A 22,791-nucleotide genomic window follows, 5' to 3' on the forward strand; every position below is an offset into this window, starting at 1 on the left:
ACCTCGCCAGAGGCCCGCCGGATCGACCACATCCGGAAGGAAGATCCATGCGCAAGATGGGTATCGGCCTCGCCGCACTGGCGGCGGGCTCCCTCCTGCTGGCCGGCTGCGCGAGCAGCACCGGCACCGCCCCGGCTCCCGCGGAGTCGGAGGCGCCGATCGACGCGAGCGGTGTCACCCTCACCGTCTGGACCGACGAGAACCGCAAGCCGGCGATCGAGGCGGCGGCGAAGACGTTCGAGGACGAGACCGGCGCGAAGATCGAACTCGTCCAGAAGAACTTCGAGGACATCCGCAACGACTTCACCAACCAGGTCCCCACCGGTGAGGGCCCCGACATCACGATCGGCGCGCACGACTGGCTGGGCAGCCTCGTCCAGGCCGGTGTCGTCTCGACGGTCGACCTCGGCGAGTCCGCGGCGAACTTCGAGAAGGTCGCCACCGACGCGTTCACCTACGACGGCCAGACCTACGCACTGCCGTACTCGCTCGAGACGATCGCGCTCATCCAGAACACCGACCTCGTCGGTGAGGACGCCCCCGCGACCTTCGACGACATGATCGCCGCGGGCACCGAGTCGGGCGCCGAGCGTCCGTTCGTCATCAACACGGCGGGCCAGACCGGTGACGCCTACACGATGTACGGCCTGCAGACCTCGTTCGGTGCGCCCGTGTTCGTCCAGGACGACTCGGGCTCGTACACGAGCGAGGTCGGCATGGGCGGCGAGGCCGGCACGGCGTTCGCGACCTGGCTGGGCGAGCACGGCGAGAAGGGCTCGGGCGAGATCTCGACCACGATCGACTACGACACCAACAACGAGCTCTTCGCCTCCGGCAAGGCCGCGTACACGATCCAGGGTCCCTGGGCCGTCGAGACGCTGACCGCGCAGGGCGCGAAGATCAAGGTCAACCCGATCCCCTCGGCCGGCGGCGAGACCGCATCGCCGTTCGTGGGCGTGCAGGGCTTCTACATCTCCGCCGAGAGCAAGAACGCCCTCGTCGCGCAGGAGTTCCTGACGAAGTACCTCGCCACCTACGACGCGCAGAAGGCCCTCTACGAGGCCGACCCGCGCATCCCGGCGTGGTCCGAGCTCGCCGAGGAGGTCTCCTCCGACCCCGTGATCGCCGGCTTCGTCGCGTCGTCGCAGAACGGCGTCCCCATGCCGAACATCCCGCAGATGGGTTCGGTCTGGGACCTGTGGAACGCCGCCCAGGTGCAGATCATCAAGGGCGCCGACCCCGCGGGGACGTGGACCAAGATGGTCTCCGACCTCGAGGCGACGATCGGCTGACATCCGTCCGGGGGCGGGGCGCATCTCCCCCGCCCCCGGGCACCACTTTCCTCGAGAGGGAGACGACATGACGGCTCTGCAGAGCCCCGCCCCACCGGAAGAGGCGCCCGCGCCCGCCGAGTCGCACGCCCGGCGCTGGTCCGGTCCCGGCTGGGGCTTCCTGGTCAAGCTGGTCCTGATGGGCCTCATCAACGCGGTGGGCCTGCTCGGCATCATCGCCGCGTTCCAGGCGGAGTCCTGGATCGTGTTCGGCGTCGCGGTCGCGCTGCTGCTCGCCGCCGACGTCGTGTACTTCACCAAGCGCGCGCTGCCGCTGAAGTACCTGCTCCCGGGACTGTCGTTCCTGCTCGTGTTCCAGGTCTTCATCTTCCTGTACACCGGCTACATCGCCTTCACGAACTACGGCGCGGGCCACATCGGCTCGCAGGAGCAGGCGGTCGCCGCCTCCCTCGCCCAGGGCGAGCGCCGTGTCGAGGGGGCACCCACCCTCCCCCTCACCGTCGTCGAGCGCGGCGGCGAGCTCGGCTTCGCTGTCGTCGAGGACGGCGAGATCCTGGCGGGCTCCGCCGACGAGCCGCTCAGCGCGGTCGGCCCCGCCCCCGCCTCCGGCGCCGCGACCCAGGTGCCCGGCTGGAACGTCGTCCCGCGCAACCAGATCATCGGCGACCAGGCGACGCAGCAGGCGGTCGTCGACCTCCGCGTCCCCGTGTCCGACGACCCGAACGACGGGTCGATCCGCACACGCGACGGGTCGAGCGGCGCGGTGTACCTGTCGACGATGACGTGGGATGCCGAGGCGCAGACCATCACCGACAGCGCGACCGGCCTCGTCTACCACGCGACCCCCACGGGCAACTTCGTCGCCGACGACGGGACCGCCCTCCCGACCGGGTGGGTCGTGAACGTCGGGTTCGCGAACTTCGTCGAGCTGTTCACCAACCCGGCGATCCTGGAACCCCTCGGCCTCGTGACGGGGTGGACCTTCGCCTGGGCGGTCCTGTCGGTGCTCATCCCGTTCGCGATGGGCCTCGTCTTCGCCCTGATCTTCAACGATCCGCGGGTGCGGGGACGGAAGGTCCTGCGGACGCTGTTCATCCTTCCCTACGCGTTCCCCGCCTTCATGTCCGCGTTGCTGTTCCGCGGCATGTTCAACGCGGAGTTCGGCGTCATCAACGAGTTCTTCTTCGGCGGCCAGAACATCGACTGGCTCGGCGACCCGTGGCTCGCCCGCGCCGCCGTGCTCTTCGTCAACGTGTGGCTGACCTACCCGTACTACTTCCTGGTGTGCACGGGTGCGCTGCAGGCGCTGCCGCAGGACGCGCTCGAAGCCGCCTCGATCGACGGCGCGGGCCGGTTCCGCCAGCTGCGCGCGATCATCCTGCCGCTCGTGCTCGTCTCGACGGCGCCGCTGCTGATCTCGTCCTTCGCGTTCAGTTTCAACAACTTCACGATCATCTACATGTTCAACAACGGCGGGCCGGCGATCCCCGGCGCACCGTACGCGCTCGGTTACACCGACATCCTCATCTCCGCGATCTACGACATCTCCGGAGTCTCCGGCGGCGCGGCCGACTACGGCCTCGCGAGCGCCCTGTCGATCCTCGTGTTCCTCGTCGTGGGCGTCGTGTCGGCCCTCGCGTTCCGTCAGACCAAGAAGCTCGAGGAGTACCAGTGATGTCCGCTCCCTCCACCGCCGTCACCACCGCGGCGATCACGACCGGGTCCGCTCGCTCCGCCCGTCCCGCCGCGCGGCGCCCCGGTCAGCGCAAGCGCTGGGTGCTCGAGGTCGGCTGGAAGTACCTCGTGGCCGCCGGCATCCTCTTCTACGCGATGTTCCCGCTCGTCTACGTCCTGTCGGCGTCGTTCAACCCGAACGGCACCCTCTCGGCGGCCAACGCGCTCTTCTCGGTCGTCGACATCGGCAACTACACGGCGCTCGGCGGCACGAGCTACTGGGCCTGGTACGGCAACACCCTGCTCGTGGGCGGCGCGTCCGCGGCGGGAGCCGTCCTCATGGGCGCGGCGGCGGCGTACGCGTTCTCGCGGTTCCGCTTCGCGGGGCGGCGGGTGAGCCTGACGGCGCTCCTCATCGTGCAGATGTTCCCGCAGGCGCTCGCGTTCGTCGCGATCTTCCTCATGCTGCTGACCCTCGGCGAGGTGTTTCCGGTGCTCGGGCTCAACTCCAAGCTCTCCCTCATCTGCGTCTACCTCGGCGGCGCGCTGGGCGTGAACACGTTCCTCATGTACGGGTTCTTCAACACGATCCCGATGGAGATCGACGAGTCGGCGAAGATCGACGGCGCGACGCACGCGCAGATCTTCTGGCGCCTCATCATGCCGCTGGTGACCCCGATCCTCGCGGTCGTGGGGCTCCTCGCCTTCATCGCGGCGTTCGGCGACTACATCATCGCGAAGATCGTGCTCGTCTCGGAGGACAACTGGACACTCGCCGTCGGCATGTTCCAGTGGGTGTCGAACCAGCTCGCCAGCAACTGGGGACTGTTCGCCGCGGGGGCGATCCTCGCCTCGGTGCCGGTGCTCGCCCTGTTCCTGTCGCTGCAGCGCTACATCGTCGGCGGGCTGACCGCCGGGTCCGTCAAGGGCTGAGCGGCTTCTTCGCCGCGACGGCGGCCCGGTAGAGGTCTCGCGAGGGGAGTCCCGTCTCGCGCGAGACCTCGCCGGCGGCATCCTTCAAGCGGATGCCGGAGGCCACGAGCGCCTGCACCTGGGCGAGTGCGTCGTCCTCGCTGACCGCGCGGACGCTCGCCCCTTCGACGACGACGACGATCTCGCCGCGGACGCCGGCGGCGGCCCACTCCGCCAGCTCGCCGAGCGGGCCTCGCACGACCTCCTCGTGCAGCTTCGTCAGCTCGCGGCAGACGGCGGCGCGACGGTCCGCGCCGAACGCCTCCGCCATCGCGACGAGCGTGTCGGCCAGGCGGGACGGCGCCTCGAAGAAGACCATCGTGCGGGCCTCGGAGGCGAGCGCACCGAAGACCGTCCGCCGCTCCCCCGCCTTGCGCGGGGCGAACCCCTCGAACGTGAACCGGTCGGTCGGCAGCCCTGCGAGGGCGAGCGCCGTGATGACCGCGCTGGGACCGGGGAGCGCCGTCACATCGACGCCCTGCTCGACCGCCGCGGCCACGACCGCGTACCCGGGGTCGCTGACCGTCGGCATGCCGGCGTCGCTGAGCAGCAGGACGTCCTCGTCGGCGGCGAGCGCGACGAGTTCCGCGGCCCGCTGCTTCTCGTTGTGGTCGTGCAGGGCCACCAGGCGGGGGCGGTTGGCGATCCCGAGCGCCTGCAGCAGGCGCTGCGTCGTCCGGGTGTCCTCGGCGGCGACGATCGTCGCCTCCTCGAGGGCGGTGCGCAGCCGCCCCGTCGCGTCGCCCAGGTTGCCGATGGGGGTCGCGGCGAGGATCAGCACCGCCCCAGCATAGGCTGGTCGCCGTGAGCTCGACCGCGGAACCGCTCCTGCCCGCGGTCCCCGCGCGGCAGAGGTTCGGCGTCCGTCTCGACGATGCCCGGCGGCGACTCGCGGCCGACGTGATGCTCCGCCGCCGACTCGCGTGGCTCGCCCCGCTGGCGGTCACCCTGCTCGCCGGCATCCTGCGCTTCTGGAACCTCGCCCACCCGCACGCGATCGTCTTCGACGAGACGTATTACGTGAAGGATGCCTGGAGTCAGTGGAACCTCGGGTACGCGGCCACCTGGCCAGACGGCGCCGACGCCCGGTTCACGGACGGCGAGACGGACATCTTCCTCGACGCACCGAGCTTCGTCGTCCATCCCCCGCTCGGCAAGTTCCTCATCGGGGCGGGGATGGCCCTGTTCGGCCCGACCTCGTCGTTCGGGTGGCGGTGCGCCGTCGCCGTGGCCGGCACCCTCGCCGTCCTCGTCCTCTACCTCATCGCCTGGCAGCTGACCCGGTCGGTGCTGTTCAGCTCGGTCGCCGGCGGCCTGATGGCCGTTGACGGGCTCGCGATCGTGATGAGCCGGGTGGCGATCCTCGACATCCTCCTCACGTTCTTCGTGCTGCTCTCGGTGTGGTTCGTCCTCATCGACCGCCGTCACCACCTCGACCGTCTGGCCGCGGCGATGCGAGAACGGGATGCCGCGGGCCGCGCGGCCTGGTGGGGCCCCGTGCGGTGGGGGCGACCGTGGCTGTTCGCCGCGGGGATCGCCGGCGGCGCGGCGTGCGGCGTCAAGTGGTCGGGCGCGTGGGTGCTGGCGGCGCTCGGACTCTACGTCGTCGTGAGCGACGCGCTCGCGCGGCGACGGCTCGGCATCCACTTCTGGCCGGCGGATGCCATACGCCAGGGAGCCGCGGCATTCGTGGTGCTCGTGCCGGTGGCGGTCCTCGTTTACCTCGCCTCGTGGACCACGTGGCTCACGACCGACGGCGGCTACGAGCGGCACGCCGTCGACGCGAACCCGGCCCGTGGGTTCTGGTCGTGGGTGCCGCTGCCGCTGCAGAACCTCTGGCACTACCACCAGACGATCTACACGGCGACGGCGGAGATCACCTCGTCGCACCCCTACGCGAGTCCGGCGTGGCAGTGGCCCCTGCTGCTGCGGCCGACGTCGATGTACGCGAACAGCACCGCCGACGGCGTCGCCGGGTGCGCGAGTGCACGCGGCTGCATCGAGATCCTCTACTCGATGCCGAACCCGCTGCTGTGGTGGCTCGGGGTGCTCGCCGTGCTGTGGCTCGCCGTGCACGGCGTCCGCACGCGCGACTGGCGCGCGGGGATCGTCCTCGTCGGCATCGCCGCGACCTACGTGCCGTGGCTGTTCTACCCGAGCCGGACGATCTTCCAGTTCTACACGGTGCTGACCCTCCCCTTCCTGATCCTCGCGCTCACCTTTGCGCTGCGGGAGATCGCCGGATCGCCGCAGGCCGACCCCGACCGGCGGGCGGTCGGGCGCCGCACGGTGCTCGTCATCCTCGGCGTCATCGTCGCGGTCTCGGCGTTCTGGTACCCGCTGTGGTCCGCGATGCGCATCCCGTACGAGTTCTACTGGGTGCACAACTGGTTGCCGGGATGGGTCTGAGCACCGCCCGTCAGTAGGCTGGGGGCGTGTTCCGCTACCCCACCCCGACGCTCGCCGCCGAGGCGGGGTACGCCATCGCGGGCGACCGCTTCGCGATCCTGCTCGGTTCCGGTGTCGCCGAGGGCGTCATCGCCCGGCTGTGGAACGCCGCCGCCGCCGACACCGCCGTCCTCGAGGACGTGCTGAGCGTGCTCGTCGCGGGCGGCATCCACGACCTGCCCGACTTCGCCGTCGCGGAGTTCCCCGACGACGGCGCGGATGCGGTGCGCGTCGCCGTGCGCGGTGCGGCGATCGTCGAGACCTCCGACCGCACGCGCGTCTCGGGCGCGGATGCGCGCACGTGGATCGAGACGGCGCTGGCGGGGGCCGTCGGCATCCGTCTGGCGCTCGGATCCGGACGCACCGGCGGTGACCTGCTGCCCCTGGGTCTCGGCGTCACGCGCGCCGACGAGCTGTCGTGGGGACGCCCCTTCCCCGCCGGGCGCGAGCCCGACGCCGACGTGACCCCGGCCGCCGCGGGCGAGGCGCCCCGCGGGACGGCGGCGCCCGTGACGGTCGCGATCCCGACCGTCGACCCCGCCGCGCCCGCCCCCCACGCCGCACCCGCGCGCGGCGAGGAGATCGACGTCCTGCAGACGATCTCGGTCGACCGCAGCCTGTTCGCGCGTCCGTTCGACGACGACGAGGAGCTGGAGCTCCCCGACTTCCTCCGCGAGGACGAGCGGCCGGCCGCCGTCACCGACGCGCCCGACGACCGGACGCTGTTCGGGTCGCGACGCGGATCCGCTGCGACGGCGTACGCGCTGCGACTGCCGGGAGGGCGCAGCGTGCCGCTCGACCGTCCCGTCGTCCTCGGCCGCAGCCCGCGACCCGCACGCCACCCGGGTGCCCGGATCGAACCGGTACCCTCGCCGCGCAAGGAGATCTCGGGGACGCACCTCGAAGCGGTCCTGGACGGCGACACGCTCGTGGTGCGCGACCTGGACTCGACGAACGGCACGATCGTCCGGCCGCCGACGGGCGCTGCGGCGCTCCTGCGCGGCGGGGCGGCGTCGCGGGTGCCCCTCGGAACCGAACTCGACCTGGGTGACGGCGTGACGGCCGTGTTCGACACCGCCGGACCGCTGACGGCGGGATGACGCACGGCGTGTCCAGCAGACTCCCCTCCACCCCGCCCGGACTGTCGGGCTTCACCTACGTGCGGCCGCTCGGCGCGGGCGGCTTCGCGGACGTGTTCCTGTTCGAGCAGAACCTGCCCCGCCGTCCCGTCGCCGTGAAGGTGCTGCTGGAGGACCTCGTCGACGAGAACGTGCTGCGCATGTTCAACGCCGAGGCCGACGTCATGGCCCGCCTGAGCGCGCACCCCTCGATCCTCACGATCCACGAGGCCTCCGTCTCGGCCGACGGCCGTCCCTACCTCGTCATGGAGTACTGCCCCACGTCGCTGACGCACCGGTACCGCCGCGAGGAGATTCCGGTCGCGGAGGTGCTGCAGCTCGGCGTGAAGATCGGGTCGGCCCTCGAGACCGCCCACCGGGCGGGCCTGCTGCACCGCGACATCAAACCCTCCAACATCCTCGTGACGGCGTTCGGGTCCCCCGTGCTCTCCGACTTCGGCATCGCGGCCGCCGTCGAGGGCAGGCCCGACACCGAAGAGGTCTTCGCGATGTCCGTGCCGTGGTCGGCGCCCGAGATCGTCGACGAGCGGATCTCCGGCTCCATCGCCGCCGAGGTGTGGAGTCTCGGGGCGACGGTCTACTCGCTGCTGGCCGGCCGCAGCCCGTTCGAGCGTCCCGGCCGCGGCCAGAACACCCGGGAGCAGTTGAAGGCCCGCATCCGCAAGGCGGTCTACACGCCGGTGGGCCGCGCCGACATGCCGCCCGAGCTCGACGCCGTCCTCGCGCGCGCCCTCAGCCGCGACCCCGCCGCGCGCCACCCCTCGGCGGCGGCCTTCGCGCACGACCTGCAGATGATCCAGCACCGGATGGGGCTCCCGCACACCCCGCTCGAGGTCGCCGTCGACGAGTGGGCGTCCGCGGGCGCCCACGTGGATTTCGCCGACGACCGTCCCCGCGGTCCCGTGCGGCCGACCGTCGCCCACGCGTCCGCGCGTCCCGAGCGCCGACGCGCCGCCTCGCCGCGACGCCCGGACGAGGGCACGGTGCTCGCGGGCGCCGAACCGGCCCCGCGGATGCGCCGCGGAACCGTCGTCGCCCTGGCGATCGGCGGGATCGTGCTGGCCGGCGCCGGCGCCGGGGTGACCTTCCTCCTCCTCGGCGGGGCGGGCTGAATGTCCTCACCCCAGCCCGACCGGCCTCGCGTGCGCCGATCGACGTGGATCGGCGCCGGTGCGGTCGCCGCGATCGTCGCGGTGGTCGGCACGCTCGCCGTCGTGTGGCCCGGCTACGACGCCCAGCAGACGCCGGTCGAGGACCCGACGGTCTGGGCGCTCCAGACCGGCGCCGGCAGCGGCTACGCCCGGGTGAACCTCGACCTCGCCGAGGTCGACACCGTCAAACAGGTCGTCAACGGCACCCAGGTCGCGCAGACCGCCGACCGGTTGTTCGTCTTCAGCGAGGGCGGGTCGGCGTTCTCCGACGTCGATCTCGCCCAGCCCGCCGACCTGACCGGTGAGGACGAGGATGCCTCCTCGCCGACGCCCGCCGGCACGGTCGAGATCGTCTCCGCGGGCGACGCCCTCGTCTACCGCACGGAGGGCGGCGGCGTGTTCGGGGCGACGCTGTCGGGGGGCGGCGCCGCCTCGCCGATCGACCCGTACGCCGAGGTGGAACGAGAGCCCGGCGAGCAGGCGCCGCGCTTCGCGGCATCCGCCGTCGCGGTCGACGCCGACGGTGTCGTCTACGCCTACTCGGCGGCCGAGAGCGTGGTCGTGCGCGCCGAGGCGGCGACCGGTCGCATCCTGGGGCAGGACCCGACCCCGATCTCGCCCGTCGACGCACAGGTGAGCGCCGTCGACGGCCGCTGGGTGCTGTACGACGTCGCGACCGGCGAGGTCGCCGTGCAGGACCGCGACGACCTCGCCGACACGACGCCCGTGAGCGGCGCGGTGCTGCAGCGCGCCGCGACCTCGGGGGACGCCGTCGTCATCGCCGACCCCGGCGGCGTCACGCGGATCCCCCTCGGCGCGGGCGATCCCGAGCGCGTGCTGGACTCCCCCGGCCTCGGCACACCGGCCGTCCCCGTGGCCTCGGACGGCGTCGTGCACGCCGCGTGGCTCGGAGACGGCGCCGCCGGCGGCACGCTGTGGTCGAGCAGCCGTCCGGCCGAGACGACGCCGCTCGACTACGCCGGCGCGGACATCGGCGACGGGGTCGACCCGGTCTTCATCGGCAACGGCTCACGCCTGGCCCTGAACGATCGCGGCTCCGGCTGGGTGTGGCGTCTGCCCGACGGCGCGCTCATCCCGTCGTCGCAGCAGTGGCGGGTCGAGGACACCAGCGAGGCCGCGCCGCAGAACGACGATCCCGTCGAGCGGGTGCTCGACCCGAAACCCCCCGTCGCCGTCGACGACGCGTTCGGGGTGCGCGCCGGCTCGGTCGCCCTGCTCCCCGTTCTGCTGAACGATCACGACCCCAACGAGGACGTCCTCAGCATCGACGTCGGCGGCATCGAGGGGGTCGACGCGGCGTTCGGCTCCGTCGCCGTCACCGGCGCCGAGCAGCAGCTGGCGTTCCGCGTCGCGCCCGACGCGACCGGGACCACGAGCTTCCGCTACCGCGTCACCGACGGCACGTCCGCCGGCGGTCGGCTCTCCGAGTACGCGACTGTCACCCTGCGGGTCGTCGCGGAGGAGGACAACGCGGCGCCGGTCTGGTGCGGGGTGGAAGGATGCCTCGCCACCTGGCCCGCCCCGTCCGTGGCTCCCGGCGGCACGGTGTCGGCCGACCTGCTGCGCGGCTGGGTCGACCCCGACGGCGACCCCGTCTACCTCGCCGGGATCGAGGGCGCCCCCTCGGTCGGGACGGCCACAACCTCGCCCGAGGGCGAGTTCACCTACCAGCATCCCGATCCGAGTGCGACGGAGGCCGCCAGCATCCCCGTGTCGGTCGTCGTCTCGGACGCGCGCGGCGCGACGACGACGCAGGCCGTCACGATCCGCGTGACCCCGGCACCCGAGCTGCGCGCAGAGTCGTTCGCGGCGACGGGTGTCGTGGGCGAGCCGCTCGACATCGACCTCTCCCCCCACGTGAGCGGCGCCTCGGGCGCGCTGACGATCGGTTCGCTCGTCGCCCTCGACACCGCGCGCACGACCGTGACCCCGAACGCGTCGGCGCTGCGGATGACCTTCGACGCCCGCGAGGCGGGGTCCTACGTCGTCCAGTACTCCGTCCGCGACGGCGCGGGCGAAGCCTCCGCCCTGGCTCGCATCACGGTCCGCGACCCCGACGACACCGTCGTGACGACGCCCCCGTTGACGGCGTTCGTCCGCCCGGGCGAGGACACCACGATCGACGTGGCGTCGGCGGCATCCAATCCCGCCGGCGTCGTCCTGCTGCTCGAGGACATCCGCCCCGACAGCGACCCGACCGCCGCGCTCAGCGTCGACCTCGTCGGCCAGAGCCTGCTGCGGGTGAGCGGCACGACCGACGACGGCGGCCCGGGCCGCCTCGGCGTCGTGCGCTACGGGCTCACCGACGGCCGCGACGGCGGCGCTCCGCTGGCCGAGGGCGAGGTCACCGTCATCCTGCTGCCGGCGGGATCCGCCGAACCGCCCATCGCCGTCGACGACACGGTGACGGTGCGCGGCGGCACGCAGATCGACATCCCGGTGCTGGAGAACGACCACGCCCCCGCCGGCGCGCTCATCGCGATCGATCCGTCGTCGATCGTGAACGAGACCGGCGGCGGCCTCGCCTTCGCCTCGGGGCGGATGCTGCGCTACCTGGCGCCCCGCGAGGCGGGCACCTACGCGCTGACGTACACGATCTACCGCCTCGGCTTCCCCGAGGTGGTCGACACCGCCCGGGTCACGGTGACGGTCACCGGCGGCGACGACAACCGCGACCCCGTCCCCCGCACCCTCGAGGGAAGGGTCGTCGCGGGCCAATCGGTCGCGATCGCGTTCGACCGGTACGGGGTCGACCCCGACGGCGACGACGTCTCGCTCGACGCCATCACGACCCAGCCCGCCGAAGGCTCGGCGTCGATCTCGGCCGACGGCCGGTCGATCGTCTACACGAGCCGCGACGGCGCCGCGGGGCAGGTGCGGTTCCAGTACCGGGTGAAGGATGCCCGGGGTCGCACGGGTACCGGCGAGGTGCGCATCGGGGTCATCGCCCAGCAGAGCGACCCGAGCCCCGTCACGTTCAGCGACTACGTCCAGGTGCAGGCCGGAGCCGACAGCACCGTCGTCATCCGCCCGGCCGACAACGACGTGGACCCGTTCGGGAGCACGCTCGACCTGACCGGCGTCACGCCGAACGCGCCCGAGGACAGTCCCGAGTACGCCGCGCTTTCCGAGCGCATCGCGGTCGCCGACGACGGCGCCGTGACCGTCGTGGCCGGGACGGCCCTCGGAACCTTCTCGTACTCGTACGAGGTGTCCAACGCCGACGGCGACACCGCGATCGGGCTGCTCGTGGTGAAGGTCGTCCGCGACCCCGTCCCCGATCATCCCGTGATCTCCGACACCGTCCTCTCGATCGAGGAGCGCGACGGTTTCACCCGTGGCGTCGACGTCCTGAGCGGCCGGGTCGCCTGGAATGCGGGAGACCCGTCGGGACTGTCGCTGCGGCTGTGGGGCGAACAGCGGGACCTCCGCGTGTCGGGCTGGCGGATCTCGGGGCCGCTCCCCGAGCGCACCCGGCTGATCCCCTTCACCGTCGCAGGGACCGCGTACGACGGCACAGAGGTCACGACGTACGGCTTCCTGCGGGTGCCCGGGACGGACGACATCCGGGTGGCCCTGCGCGCGGACGTCGACCCGCTGCGCGTGCGCGAGGGCGAGAGCGTCGATACGGACGTCGCCGACCTCGTGGCGCTGCCGGACGACGCCGTCCTCGTCGTGGACGCCGACGGCACGAAGGCCGGCGGGGCGCGCGCGGACGCCTCCTGCCGCGTCGTGTCGGGTACCGTCGTGCGGTACACGGCCGGGCGCGGCGCACCCTGGCGGGATTCCTGCATCGTGGCGGCCCGCGTGGCCGGCCAGGACCAGCCGACGTATCTCACGCTCCCCGTCGAGGTCGAGGCGGAGATCCCGCAGCCGTCCCTGCGCAGCGCCTCGCTCGCCGTCCGTCCCGGCCAGACCCAGACGTACGACCTCACCCGGATGGTGCGGTGGGCGGGCGTCGCCGACGAGGACGCCCTCGTCTTCGACGTCGCCTACCGCGGGGACCAGTTCGAGGTGGCCGCCGACGGCGCCGTCGTCTCGGTGACGGCCCTCGACGAGGCGCGTCCCGGCCGCGAGGAGCAGGTGCGCGTCTCGCTCCCGAGCCACCCCGACGCGAGCCCCGCGAGCCTCGTGCTCACCGTCGGCCCGTCCCCCTCGGCGCTCCCGCGCGGCGGATCGGCGGTGCAGGCCTGCTCGCAGTCCGACGGGCGCTCCTCGTGCACGATCGAGGTGATCGGCGCCGACGGCGAGGTGAACCCGCTCCCGGGCACGCCCCTGCGCGTGGTCGCGGCGTCGAGCGCCGGCAACTGCGACGGGGTGAGCTTCGCGCCCGCGGGCGACCGCGCGGTGCGGGCGAGCTGGCGATCGGATGCCGAGGGGGCGGCGCGCTGCGCCGGGACCTTCGTCGTCGAGGACGCCCAGGGCCGCCAGTCCAGCGGCGATCGCAACGGGTCGGTCGTGCTCGACCTGCGGGGACTGCCCGCCGACCCCACCCGACTGGAATGGACCGCCTACACGGCGGATTCGGTGACCCTGCGGGTGACCTCGGATGCCGCCTCCTACCCGGCCGTCGAGGGGTACCGGATCACGACGGGCAGCCGCGAAGTCGCCTCGTGCCCGGCCTCGGGCAGGTGCGAGCCCATCGCCGCGCCCGTGGGCGAGCAGCGGGTCTACGAGGTCCGGGCGGTCAACGCCGTGGGCACCTCCCGCGGGACGGTCCGCACCGAGGCGTGGTCGTACCGCCCCCCGGCGCGGCCGACCGGAGCGAGCTTCGACCCCGTGCCGAACGGCCGCGACGGCGGACGCGCGACCGTCACGATCACGGGACTCGACGACACGACCGGGAGCGTGCGACTGCAGGGCGGCGTCGCCGGCAGCGCCACCCAGCCGGTGCGGGACGGCACGGCGGTCTTCACGGGCTACCGCATCGGCTCGAACGAGGCGCAGACCCTGACGGCGACCCCGCTCACGGAGTTCGAACTGCCCCGCGTCGCCGGCGGGTCGAGCGAGGGGCGCTCCCTCGACCTGCGCGCCCACGGCGTCGGAGCCCCGACCGTGACCCTCACCCAGACGACGACCTCCGACTCCATGACCGTCACGGCGCAGGTCACCGCCGAGAGCGACGGCACCGAGCCGCTGTTCGGATTCAGCGACGAGTCGGCCGCGGCCTGCACCCCCGACAGCCGCGAGTCCCGCCGGACCTTCCCCGCAGAGCCCTTCCGCTCCAAGACGGTCTACGCCTGCGTCACGAGCACGTATCAGGGCCGCGACGGCTTCGGGGTGACCACGGGCGAGATCACCGCCCGACCGACGGGAAACGTCAGCGCACCGGGCGAGCTCACCTACACCGTGTCGCCCACCCCGACCGGCGACCAGGGGTCGGGGTTCACGTATGCGGCGAGCGCCCACAGCGATCCGGGCGCGCCGCCGTTCGAGGACGCGCGCCTGCGGTACCTCCGCAACGGGCAGGTGGTCGACGCGTTCGCCCCGCGTCCGAACGAGCCCGGCGACCGGTGGGCCGCGCAGTGGTGCGACACCTTCGTCGGCATCGAGGTCGAATGCTCCGACCCGACCCCCATCGTGCCCGCCCGCGGCAGCGCCGACTGGCCCGTGTTCGTCGCCACGAGCGACCTGCCGTCGTGCCGGTCCGACGAGGACACCCCGGACTGGTTCCCGAGCGGCATCGGCGGAGACGTGGCATCCGTCCGCAAGGATGTCACCGAGGGAGAACTCGGACCGCTGCGGGTCGAGTACACGATCCGGTGGACCGGTGCCCTGCGCGAACTCGACCAGCTGACGGTGGGCGTCGACTGCGAGCAGATCCCGCCGCCCGCCGAACCTCCCCCCACGGACCCGGATCCCACCGACCCCACCGAGACCACGCCGCCGGGCACGGAGGGACCATGACCTCCCCCGCCACGCGACCCGAGAGGACCGAGATGACGATCACCCAGGAGCAGAGCGCCTGGTTCGCCGACACCTTCACGAAGCTTGTCGACAATGTCGAGCAGGTCGTGCTCGGCAAGCGCCACGTCATCGAGCTCGCCTTCACGGCGATGATCTCCGAGGGGCACCTGCTGCTCGAGGACTACCCGGGGACAGGCAAGACGTCGCTCGCCCGCGCGATGGGGCGCTCGGTGCAGGGGACGAGCTCCCGCATCCAGTTCACCCCCGACCTCCTCCCCGGCGACGTCACGGGGATCACCGTCTACGACCAGCGCCGCGGCGAGTTCGAGTTCCACCAGGGACCGATCTTCGCGAACGTCGTGCTGGCGGACGAGATCAACCGCGCGTCGCCCAAGACGCAGTCGGCGCTGCTCGAGGTGATGGAAGAGGGCCACGTCACCGTCGACGGCGTCACGCGCGGCGTCGGCGTCCCCTTCCTCGTCGTCGCCACCCAGAACCCTGTCGAGCAGGCCGGCACCTACCGGCTGCCCGAAGCGCAGCTCGACCGCTTCCTCATGAAGACCTCGCTCGGTTACCCCGACCGCGCCGCGACCATCCGGATCCTCGACGGGTCCGGCGACGGCCCGCGCGAGGTCGGCCCCGTCATCACGCCGCAGGGCGTCGTCAGCATGGCCGACATCGCCCGCGGCGGCTACCTCAACCCCCTCGTCCTGGACTACATCGCGCGCATCGTCGAGGCCACCCGGCTCGCCCGCGAGGTGCGCCTGGGCGTGAGTGTGCGCGGCGCCCTCGCCCTCACGAAGGCGGCCCGCACGTGGGCGCTCGCGCACCGCCGGACCTACGTGACCCCGGACGACGTCAAGGCGCTCGCCGTCCCGGTGCTCGCGCACCGATTGATCCTCGACCCCGAGGCGGAGTTCGACGGCGTCACCGCCGAGGCGGTCGTCGGCCAGGTGCTCCTGGACGTCGTGCCGCCCTCGCAGCAGGAGCGCGCCGACGACCGCGGTCAGCGAGAGAACGTGTGAGTTCGTCCACCGAGTCGCGACTGGCCCGGACGTCGGCGGCGACCGGGTACACCCGCACGGGCTTCGAGGCCGGACGGGGCACCACCGTGCTCGCCGTCCGGAGCCTGCACGGGTGGCGCCGACTGCGCCGCGCGGCCGCCCGCGTGGGGCGCTCCGTCGCTGACACCGTCTCGCCCGCGGGCTGGGTCGTCGTCGCCGTGGCGGTGATCGGACTCGCCGCCGGCCTCGCCTTCGGGCTGCTCGAGTTCGCCGTCGCGGGCGGGGCGGCGGCGCTCCTGCTGCTCCTGTCGGTGCCGTTCCTGTTCGGCGCGCGCGCCTACGAGGTGACCCTGCGCCTCGCCCACGACCGCGTCGTGGCGGGCACACCCGTCGAGGGGCGGCTCGTCGTGGCGAACGTGGGCCGCCGGACGGCCCTGCCCGGTCGCGTCGACCTCCCCGTCGGCGACGGGCTCGTCGACGTCCACGTCCCCCTGCTGCGACCCCGGCACGAGATCGCCGAGACCGTCGTCATCCCGACGCGCCGACGGGGCATCGTGACGGTCGGCCCCGCGCGCACGGTCCGCGGGGACCCCCTCGGCATCCTCACCCGCGAAGCGACGTGGCAGGAGACGCACACGCTCTACGTGCACCCGGTGACGACGGCGCTGCGCAGCTCCGCGACCGGGCTCATCCGCGACCTGGAGGGAAGCCCCTCGCGGACGATCGCCGACGCCGACTTCTCCTTCCACGCGCTCCGCCCCTACGTCCCGGGCGACTCCCCCCGTCAGGTGCACTGGAAGTCGACCGCCAAGACGGGCGCCATGATGGTGCGCCAGTACGAAGAGACCCGCCGCTCCCGCATGATCCTCGTGGTCGGGCGCGGCGGCGACGAGTTCGCCGACGACGACGAGTTCGAGCTCGCGGTCAGCGCCGCGGCATCCATCGGCGTCCGCGGGATCCGCGACGGCCGCGACGTCGCCGTCGTGACCGGTGCCGAGATCCCCGAATTCGCGCGCGGCCGGATGCGGACCTTCCGAACGCTCACGACGATCTCGACCCGGACCCTGCTCGACGACTTCGCCGGGCTCGACCGCGGCGTGAACCCGAGTCCGGTGCGCGAGGTCGCCTCGCTCGCCTCGACGCGCCACGGCGACGCGTCGATCGCCTTCCTCGTCTGCGGATCGCCCCTCACCCCCACGCAACTGCAGAGCGCCGCGCTCGCCTTCGGCCCCGAGGTGGCCGTCGTCGCCCTCGTGTGCGCGCCGACGGCCGAGCCCGGCATCCGGCGGCTCGGCAGCATGACCGTCATCTCCATCGGGCTGCTCGACGACCTGCGTCAGCTGCTCGCGAAGGGCGCGCAGTCGTGACCGCCCCAGTCGAGGTCGTCCCGCCGCGCCGGGCCCGGCGGCGCCGGAACCCGTCGCGTGCAGGCTTCTTCGTCGGCCAGGCGCTCGTCCTCGATCTCGTCCTCGCCGTCGGGGCCGTCGCGACCTGGCCGATCTACCGCAGCACCGCCCTCGTCGTCGCCCTGACCGTCGGCATCGCCGCCGGTCACCTCGTGGCCGCCCTCGGCACCCGCTGGCGCTGGTCCGGCTGGTGGGTCGCCCTCGCCGCCCTCGGCGCGTACATCGCGCTCGGGGTGCCGGTGGCCGCGGCGGTGTCGCTCGCCTCGCCCGACGCCGCCGTGGACGCCCTCGTCGACGTCGCGACCGCCCCCGTCACGGGGTGGAAGGACCTGCTGACCCTCGAACTCCCGCTCGGGTCGTATCAGGCGACACTCGCCCCGGCCCTCTTCCTCTTCCTCGGCTGCACGGTAGCCGCGCTGTCGATCGCGTGGCGCAGTCGTCGGCGGTGGATGCCGGCGGTCGCCCTCGCGCTCCTGCCCACCGTCTTCGGGGTCGCCTTCGGCGCGCGCTCGCTCGCCTCGCCCGTGCGGCTCGGCCCGGTCGCGGTGCAGCCCGAGACCCTGCTCGGTGTCGCCGCGATCCTCACGGCGCTCGTCGCGGTGGTGTGGCGGTCCGGTCACGACCGACGCCGGGCCCTCGCCACGGCGGCCGCCGCCTCCGGGGTGGCGCGCGGCCCGGGCGGCCGCCGGCGCGGGCTCGCGGCGCGCGTCGGGACCGCGACGGGCATGGTCGTCGTGGCCGCGGCGGTCGCCGCACTGTGGGGGCCGTGGGCGCTCGCGGACCAGCCGCGCGAGGTGGCGCGGAGCGTCGTCGACCCGGTGCTCGAGCTCGAACGCGCGCCGAGCCCGCTCGCCGCGTACCGCGCCTCGTTCGGCGACGACCGCTTCGACGAACCCCTCTTCACCGTCTCCCCCGCCGCCGGCGCCGAGCGGGTACGGCTCGCGACGCTCCCCTCCTACGACGGCCGGACGGTGCGCGCGGTCGACCCGCAGGCGGGCCTCGCCGACCCGGCGACGGCGTTCACCCGAGTCCCGTCCCGGCTCGACCCGGCCGGCACCGGCGAGATCGCCGTGACGGTGCGCATCGACGCCGGCACGGGGATCTGGGTGCCGACCGTCGGCGACCTGCGCGCCGTGTCGTTCGACGGTCCCCGCGCGGCGGAGCTCGCGGACGGCTTCTTCCACAACGCCGCCACGGGTGCCGCGATCGAGATCGCAGGGAACGGTTTGCAGACCGGGGACGCCTACCGGCTCGCCGCATCCCCCTCCGAGGCGGCGGGACCCGTGGCATCCCTCACCCCGTCCCGCAGCGGGCCGTCCCTGCCGGCGGAGGTCGTCCCGGCCTCGCTGACGGAGTGGATAGAGAGCCAGGATGCCGGTACGGGCGGCGCGGCCCTCGAGACGCTCGTCGACCGCCTCCGTAGCCGCGGCTACCTGAGCCACGCGCTGCAGCTGCCGGGAGGCTCCGTCCCCGCCTGGATGCGGGAGCTCGGCGGGGCCGGCTTCCAGCCCTCCCGCGCCGGGCATTCGGCCGACCGCATCGGGACGCTGTTCACGCAGCTGCTCGAGCGCGAGGCGCAGGCGCCCGGCGGCACCGACGCCGACCTCGTGGCCGCCGTGGGCGACGACGAGCAATTCGCGGTCGCGGCGATGCTCATCGCCGACCAGCTCGGGTTCGACGCCCGGGTCGTCGTGGGGACGCGACTCGCTTCGGACGAGGACCTGCCCGTGTGCGACGAGGGACGGTGCCGCGGCGGCGATCTCGCCGCGTGGATCGAAGTGGCGGATGCCGCGGGGGGCTGGCTCCCCGTCGACGTGACCCCCCAGCACGAGAGCTTCCCGTCTCCCGATCTCGAGCAGCGGCGCGATCCCGAGAACCCGACCGAGGTGAGCCGAGAGGACGCCGAGCCGGTGCTCCCCGCCGACGCGTCGCCCTCCGACGGCGATCAGAGCGCCCCCGAGGCCGCTCCGCAGGAGCGCGACCTGTCGGCGCTGTGGACCGCGGTGCGCGTGGGCGGCGTCTCGCTGCTCGCGGTGATCGTCCTCTTCGGCCCGCTCGTCACGATCGTCGCCGTCAAGGCGCTGCGGCGGCGTGGCCGCCGGCGCGGCGACGTCGCCGCGCGCTTCACCGGCGGCTGGGACGAGTACGTCGACACGGCGGTCGACCACGGGTACCCCGCCCCCGCCCATCTGACGCGCCAGGAGCTCGCGCGCCTGTTCGCCGGCGACGCGGAGGAGGCGGCGGGCACCCGCCTGGCGACGTGGGCCGACCGGTCGGTCTTCGACGTGATGCCGCCGACGGCGGCCGAGAACGAGGAGTTCTGGCGGATCGTCGCGGCCGAACGCGCGCGCTTCGCGGCGGAGAAGGGCTTCTGGGCGCGGCTGCGCGCGCGCCTGTCGCTGCGCTCGTTGCTCCCGCGCGGACGGGCCGCGCGCCGATAGGGTGTGCGGTGCGGGATCGACGGAATCGATGACGGAGGGCCAGGACGGATGCAGAGCATGACCACGGAGATCCCTCTCGCGACGACGGCTGCCGAGGCGGCCGGAGCCGCCGCCGGTCTCGCCGTCGCGTCGCTGCTGGTGGCGTTCGTCCAGCTCGTCCTCGCCGCCGGTGTCTACGTGTGGACCGCCCTCGCGCTGAGCGCCGTCTTCCGGAAGGTCGACCGACCCGCCGCGCGCGCCTGGATCCCGGTGCTGAACCTCTGGACCCTGTTCGAGGTGGCCGGGATGAAGGGATGGTGGGCGGCGGTCCTCGTCGGCGGGGGCCTGCTCACCACGATCCTCGCCTCGGTCCTCAACGCGGTGTTCGTCGCGTCGGCGCAGAACGCCGCGTTTGGCGGCTCGGGCGGCGACGCCGCCGGGGCGCTCCTCGGCGCGACGGTGGTGCCGCTCGTCCTCGTGCTCCTTTTCGCGGCGGGAGCGATCATCCTCCTCGTCCGCATGATGGGCCCCCTGAACCGCGGGTTCGAGCGGGGCGGCGGGTTCGTCGTGCTGGGCGTCCTCCTGTTCCCCGTCTGGGCCTCGGTCATCGGGTGGGGCTCGGCGCGGTGGCACGGCCTGCCGCGCACCGGACTGCCGCCGACGCCGTTCGCGGGCGACGCGCAGCCGACGACGGCCGCGGCATCCGTCCCGTCGGACACGACCGCGTTCGCGCCGCCCTCGACGACCCCGTTCCCCGCCGCCGCGCCGGTCACGCCGTGGTCGCCGCCGCCGCTCGCGCCGGCCCCCTCCGCGGCTCCCGCCGCCACGCCGGCGGCGCCGCTGCCGCCCGCCCCCGCCCCGGCGGCGACCGAGGTCGAGGAGCACACCGTGCTGGCGGCGCACCGACGCCCGAGCGCCTCGCTGCGGCTCCCGAACGGGCAGACGGTCCCGCTCACCGCCGATCTCGTCGTCCTCGGTCGCAATCCGACACCCCCGGCGAAGGCGCCCGGTGCCCAGCCCGTCCCCGTCGACGACGCGACCCGCACGGTCTCGAAGACGCACGCGCTGCTGCGCCGCGGCGAGGACGGCTGGAGCATCACCGACCTGTCCTCGACCAACGGCGTGATCGTCGGCGACGGCGACGCCGAGATCGCGGTGGGCACGCCGGTCCCCGTCTCGGGGCGGTTCCTCCTCGGCGACGCGGAGCTGTTCCTCGACGTGGGAGCCCGATGACCTCCCCCCGCCCGCTGCACGTCGAGGTCATCAGCGGATCGCTCACCGACACCGGACTGCGGCGTCGGGTGAACGAGGACGCGCACCTCGCGAGCTTCCCCGTGTTCATCGTCGCCGACGGCATGGGCGGTCACGAGGCGGGTGACCGCGCCGCGGCCGCCGTCGTCGACGCCTTCCGGGGGTTCGTCGGCCGCGGCGACGTCGCGCCCGAGGAGGTCGCCGAGGCCGTCCACGCCGCCCACCGCGCCGTCGGCGCGATCGCCCGCGGCACCACCCGCGGCGCCGGGTCCACGCTCACCGGCGTCGTGGCCGTGCAGCAGGGCGGGGAGCCCCGGTGGCTCGTCGTCAACATCGGCGACTCCCGCGTGTACCGCCTGATCTCCGAGCGCCTGGAGCAGGTGACCGTCGACCACTCCATCGCGCAGGAGATGGTGGATGCCGGGCGCCTGACCCGCGACGAGATGTCGACGTTCGAGGGGCGCAACGTGATCACCCGCGCCGTCGGCGGCGAGCGCAGTCCCGCCGACTTCTGGCTGCTGCCGGTGGTCACCGGCGAGCGCATCCTCGTCTGCTCCGACGGCCTCTCGGGCGAGATCACCGACGAGGCGATCCGGGCGGGCCTGCTGAGCGGCGCGTCCCCGGCGCAGACGACGGGGGCGCTCGTCGCGCAGGCGCTCGCCCACGGCGGCCGCGACAACGTGACGGCGATCGTCGTCGACGTGGTGGGGGGCGGCATCCACCCCCGCCTCGAGGACACGACCGGCGGCCTCGTCACGAGCGAACCCGCGACCGGCACGATCGAGGTCGAGACGGTGCCGTCGCGGCGGAGACGCCATGACTGACCCGTTCGAGGACGAGACGCGCCTCGCGCCCCGCACGCGCCGCGAGCTGCGGGCCGAGCGCGACGACGACACCCGGCTCGTCGCACGTCGAGCCGAGACGGGTCCGGTCGCGGCACCGGAGGACGCCGACGAGACGCTCCTCGCCGAGCGGCGCACCGACGAGGGCACCCGGGCGACGGCCCGACGCGTCGGGCCCACGACGACGGCGGGGACGTCCATCGCGCACGGCCGCGCCGACACGCCGCGGACCGCCTCGGCGCCGGGCACGCTCGTGTCGCAGCCGGTCTACGCGCCTCGGCGCGGCGAGCCCGCCGCACGCGTCGTGCGGACCCCGGTCGCGCCCCCGGTGTCCCCGGCGCCCGCACCGGCGCGCCGGTCGCGCAGAGGGCTGCTGCTGCTCGTCGGTCTGGTCGGCACGGCGGTCGTCGCCGGCGCCGTCTGGGGCATCGTCGTGCTCGTTCAAGGGGGAATGTGATGACGGAAGACATCGAGATGACGGCCGAGACGGAGGCCGCCGAGCTCGGGATTGAGTTCTGCGGGGAGTGGTTCCATCCGACGCCGGGTGAGACCTTCTCCATCGGTCGCGACGCGGACCTCGTCATCGACACGAACCCGTACCTGCACCGCCGGCTGCTGGAGATCGAGTCGTCGCAGGGCATGTGGTGGCTGACCAACACGGGAAGGTCGATCTCGGTCGCGCTCGCCACGGCCGACGGCGCCTACCAGGCGATGCTCGGTCCGGGAACGCGCGTGCCGCTCGTGTTCCCCGAGCTCGCCGTCATGTTCACGGCGGGCGCGTACACGTACGAGTTCACGATCCGCAACGGCGCCGCCCGCTTCACGGGGCGCACGTCCCCGCTCGAGGGCGACAGCACCGACGGCGGCACGACGATCGGCGCGGTCCCGCTGACGGCCAGCCAGCGACTGCTGCTCATCGCCCTGTGCGAGCCGATCCTGCGCGGCGGGATGATGGGCTCGAGTCAGATCCCCACCTCGGCGAAGGCCGCCGAGCGCTTGGGCTGGCCGCTCACGACGTTCAACCGCAAGCTCGACAACGTGTGCGACAAGTTCGACCGCGAGGGGGTGCAGGGCCTGCGCGGCGGCGCCGGCAAGCTCGCGACGAACCGGCGCGCGCGCCTCGTCGAACACGCCGTCCTCTCGCGCCTGGTCACGGCGGCCGACCTGCCGCTGCTGGACGCCCCGCAGACCGCCGACCGCTGAGCCGGGTCCGGCAGGCGGCGGGCGACCGCCGGCATCCGCCCGCGCGATAGCATCGAAGGCT

The 22,791-nt window shown here is 73.5% G+C and carries 15 protein-coding genes; 14 read left to right on the forward strand and 1 reads right to left on the reverse strand.

Annotation, left to right across the window (positions count from 1 at the left end):
* Nucleotides 1–47 precede the first annotated feature (47 nt).
* From Q9S71_RS12000 to Q9S71_RS12010, 3 genes are all read left to right on the forward strand, one after another.
* Nucleotides 48–1,292, forward strand: a complete 1,245-nt coding sequence (locus Q9S71_RS12000) for a sugar ABC transporter substrate-binding protein (RefSeq protein WP_064001706.1) — start codon at nt 48–50, stop codon at nt 1,290–1,292.
* A gap of 67 nt (nt 1,293–1,359) precedes the next feature.
* Complete coding sequence (locus Q9S71_RS12005) at nt 1,360–2,967, forward strand: ABC transporter permease subunit (RefSeq protein ID WP_311862547.1); 1,608 nt, start codon at nt 1,360–1,362, stop codon at nt 2,965–2,967.
* Nucleotides 2,967–3,899: a sugar ABC transporter permease gene (locus tag Q9S71_RS12010; protein ID WP_311862549.1), complete on the forward strand. Its 933-nt coding sequence runs from the start codon at nt 2,967–2,969 to the stop codon at nt 3,897–3,899. Before Q9S71_RS12005 ends, Q9S71_RS12010 begins: the two co-directional genes overlap by 1 nt.
* Here Q9S71_RS12010 and rsmI read toward each other — a convergent pair.
* Nucleotides 3,889–4,719: a 16S rRNA (cytidine(1402)-2'-O)-methyltransferase gene (rsmI, locus tag Q9S71_RS12015; protein WP_311862551.1), complete on the reverse strand. Its 831-nt coding sequence runs from the start codon at nt 4,717–4,719 to the stop codon at nt 3,889–3,891. The genes Q9S71_RS12010 and rsmI overlap by 11 nt on opposite strands.
* Nucleotides 4,720–4,742: 23 nt before the next feature.
* Here rsmI and Q9S71_RS12020 point away from each other — a divergent pair, with 23 nt between their 5' ends.
* The 11 genes from Q9S71_RS12020 to Q9S71_RS12070 are packed head-to-tail and all read left to right on the forward strand — an operon-like array spanning nt 4,743 to nt 22,730.
* Entirely contained in the window at nt 4,743–6,347 is a 1,605-nt protein-coding gene (locus Q9S71_RS12020; RefSeq protein WP_311862552.1) for a dolichyl-phosphate-mannose--protein mannosyltransferase, read from the forward strand.
* Between the two features lie 26 nt (nt 6,348–6,373).
* Complete coding sequence (locus Q9S71_RS12025; RefSeq protein ID WP_311862553.1) at nt 6,374–7,486, forward strand: FHA domain-containing protein; 1,113 nt, start codon at nt 6,374–6,376, stop codon at nt 7,484–7,486.
* Nucleotides 7,483–8,637 (forward strand): serine/threonine-protein kinase, encoded by a 1,155-nt coding sequence (locus Q9S71_RS12030; RefSeq protein WP_311862554.1) that lies wholly within the window; start codon nt 7,483–7,485, stop codon nt 8,635–8,637. The genes Q9S71_RS12025 and Q9S71_RS12030 overlap by 4 nt, the downstream gene beginning before the upstream one ends.
* Nucleotides 8,638–14,604, forward strand: a complete 5,967-nt coding sequence (locus Q9S71_RS12035) for an Ig-like domain-containing protein (protein WP_311862556.1) — start codon at nt 8,638–8,640, stop codon at nt 14,602–14,604.
* Nucleotides 14,605–14,636: 32 nt separating this feature from the next.
* Entirely contained in the window at nt 14,637–15,629 is a 993-nt protein-coding gene (locus Q9S71_RS12040) for an AAA family ATPase (RefSeq protein WP_064001698.1), read from the forward strand.
* Entirely contained in the window at nt 15,626–16,975 is a 1,350-nt protein-coding gene (locus Q9S71_RS12045; protein ID WP_311862557.1) for a DUF58 domain-containing protein, read from the forward strand. Before Q9S71_RS12040 ends, Q9S71_RS12045 begins: the two co-directional genes overlap by 4 nt.
* On the forward strand, nt 16,972–19,455 hold the full coding sequence (locus Q9S71_RS12050) for a transglutaminase-like domain-containing protein (protein ID WP_311862558.1): 2,484 nt from the start codon (nt 16,972–16,974) through the stop codon (nt 19,453–19,455). Before Q9S71_RS12045 ends, Q9S71_RS12050 begins: the two co-directional genes overlap by 4 nt.
* Before the next feature lie 57 nt (nt 19,456–19,512).
* Complete coding sequence (locus Q9S71_RS12055; RefSeq protein WP_311862559.1) at nt 19,513–20,667, forward strand: FHA domain-containing protein; 1,155 nt, start codon at nt 19,513–19,515, stop codon at nt 20,665–20,667.
* Complete coding sequence (locus tag Q9S71_RS12060; RefSeq protein WP_311862560.1) at nt 20,664–21,509, forward strand: PP2C family protein-serine/threonine phosphatase; 846 nt, start codon at nt 20,664–20,666, stop codon at nt 21,507–21,509. Before Q9S71_RS12055 ends, Q9S71_RS12060 begins: the two co-directional genes overlap by 4 nt.
* The gene (locus Q9S71_RS12065; protein ID WP_311862561.1) at nt 21,502–21,984 is read left to right on the forward strand and encodes a hypothetical protein; all 483 of its coding nucleotides are present in this window, start codon (nt 21,502–21,504) and stop codon (nt 21,982–21,984) included. Before Q9S71_RS12060 ends, Q9S71_RS12065 begins: the two co-directional genes overlap by 8 nt.
* Nucleotides 21,985–22,001: 17 nt before the next feature.
* A complete protein-coding gene (locus Q9S71_RS12070; protein ID WP_311863282.1) occupies nt 22,002–22,730 on the forward strand; it encodes an FHA domain-containing protein in 729 nt (242 codons plus the stop codon).
* The last annotated feature ends 61 nt before the right edge of the window (nt 22,731–22,791 follow it).

The sequence above is a fragment of the Microbacterium gawkjiense genome (assembly GCF_031932225.1).
GTDB classification, from domain to species: Bacteria; Actinomycetota; Actinomycetes; order Actinomycetales; family Microbacteriaceae; genus Microbacterium; species Microbacterium gawkjiense.

Excerpts from the sequence above, each read along its gene's own strand:
- Q9S71_RS12000 (WP_064001706.1), top strand. The coding sequence starts at position 48 with ATGCGCAAGATGGGTATCGGCCTCGCCGCACTGGCGGCGGGCTCCCTC.
- Q9S71_RS12005 (WP_311862547.1), top strand. The coding sequence starts at position 1,360 with ATGACGGCTCTGCAGAGCCCCGCCCCACCGGAAGAGGCGCCCGCGCCC.
- Q9S71_RS12010 (WP_311862549.1), top strand. The coding sequence starts at position 2,967 with ATGTCCGCTCCCTCCACCGCCGTCACCACCGCGGCGATCACGACCGGG.
- Q9S71_RS12030 (WP_311862554.1), top strand. The coding sequence starts at position 7,483 with ATGACGCACGGCGTGTCCAGCAGACTCCCCTCCACCCCGCCCGGACTG.
- Q9S71_RS12035 (WP_311862556.1), top strand. The coding sequence starts at position 8,638 with ATGTCCTCACCCCAGCCCGACCGGCCTCGCGTGCGCCGATCGACGTGG.
- Q9S71_RS12040 (WP_064001698.1), top strand. The coding sequence starts at position 14,637 with ATGACGATCACCCAGGAGCAGAGCGCCTGGTTCGCCGACACCTTCACG.
- Q9S71_RS12055 (WP_311862559.1), top strand. The coding sequence starts at position 19,513 with ATGACCACGGAGATCCCTCTCGCGACGACGGCTGCCGAGGCGGCCGGA.
- Q9S71_RS12060 (WP_311862560.1), top strand. The coding sequence starts at position 20,664 with ATGACCTCCCCCCGCCCGCTGCACGTCGAGGTCATCAGCGGATCGCTC.
- Q9S71_RS12065 (WP_311862561.1), top strand. The coding sequence starts at position 21,502 with ATGACTGACCCGTTCGAGGACGAGACGCGCCTCGCGCCCCGCACGCGC.
- Q9S71_RS12070 (WP_311863282.1), top strand. The coding sequence starts at position 22,002 with ATGACGGCCGAGACGGAGGCCGCCGAGCTCGGGATTGAGTTCTGCGGG.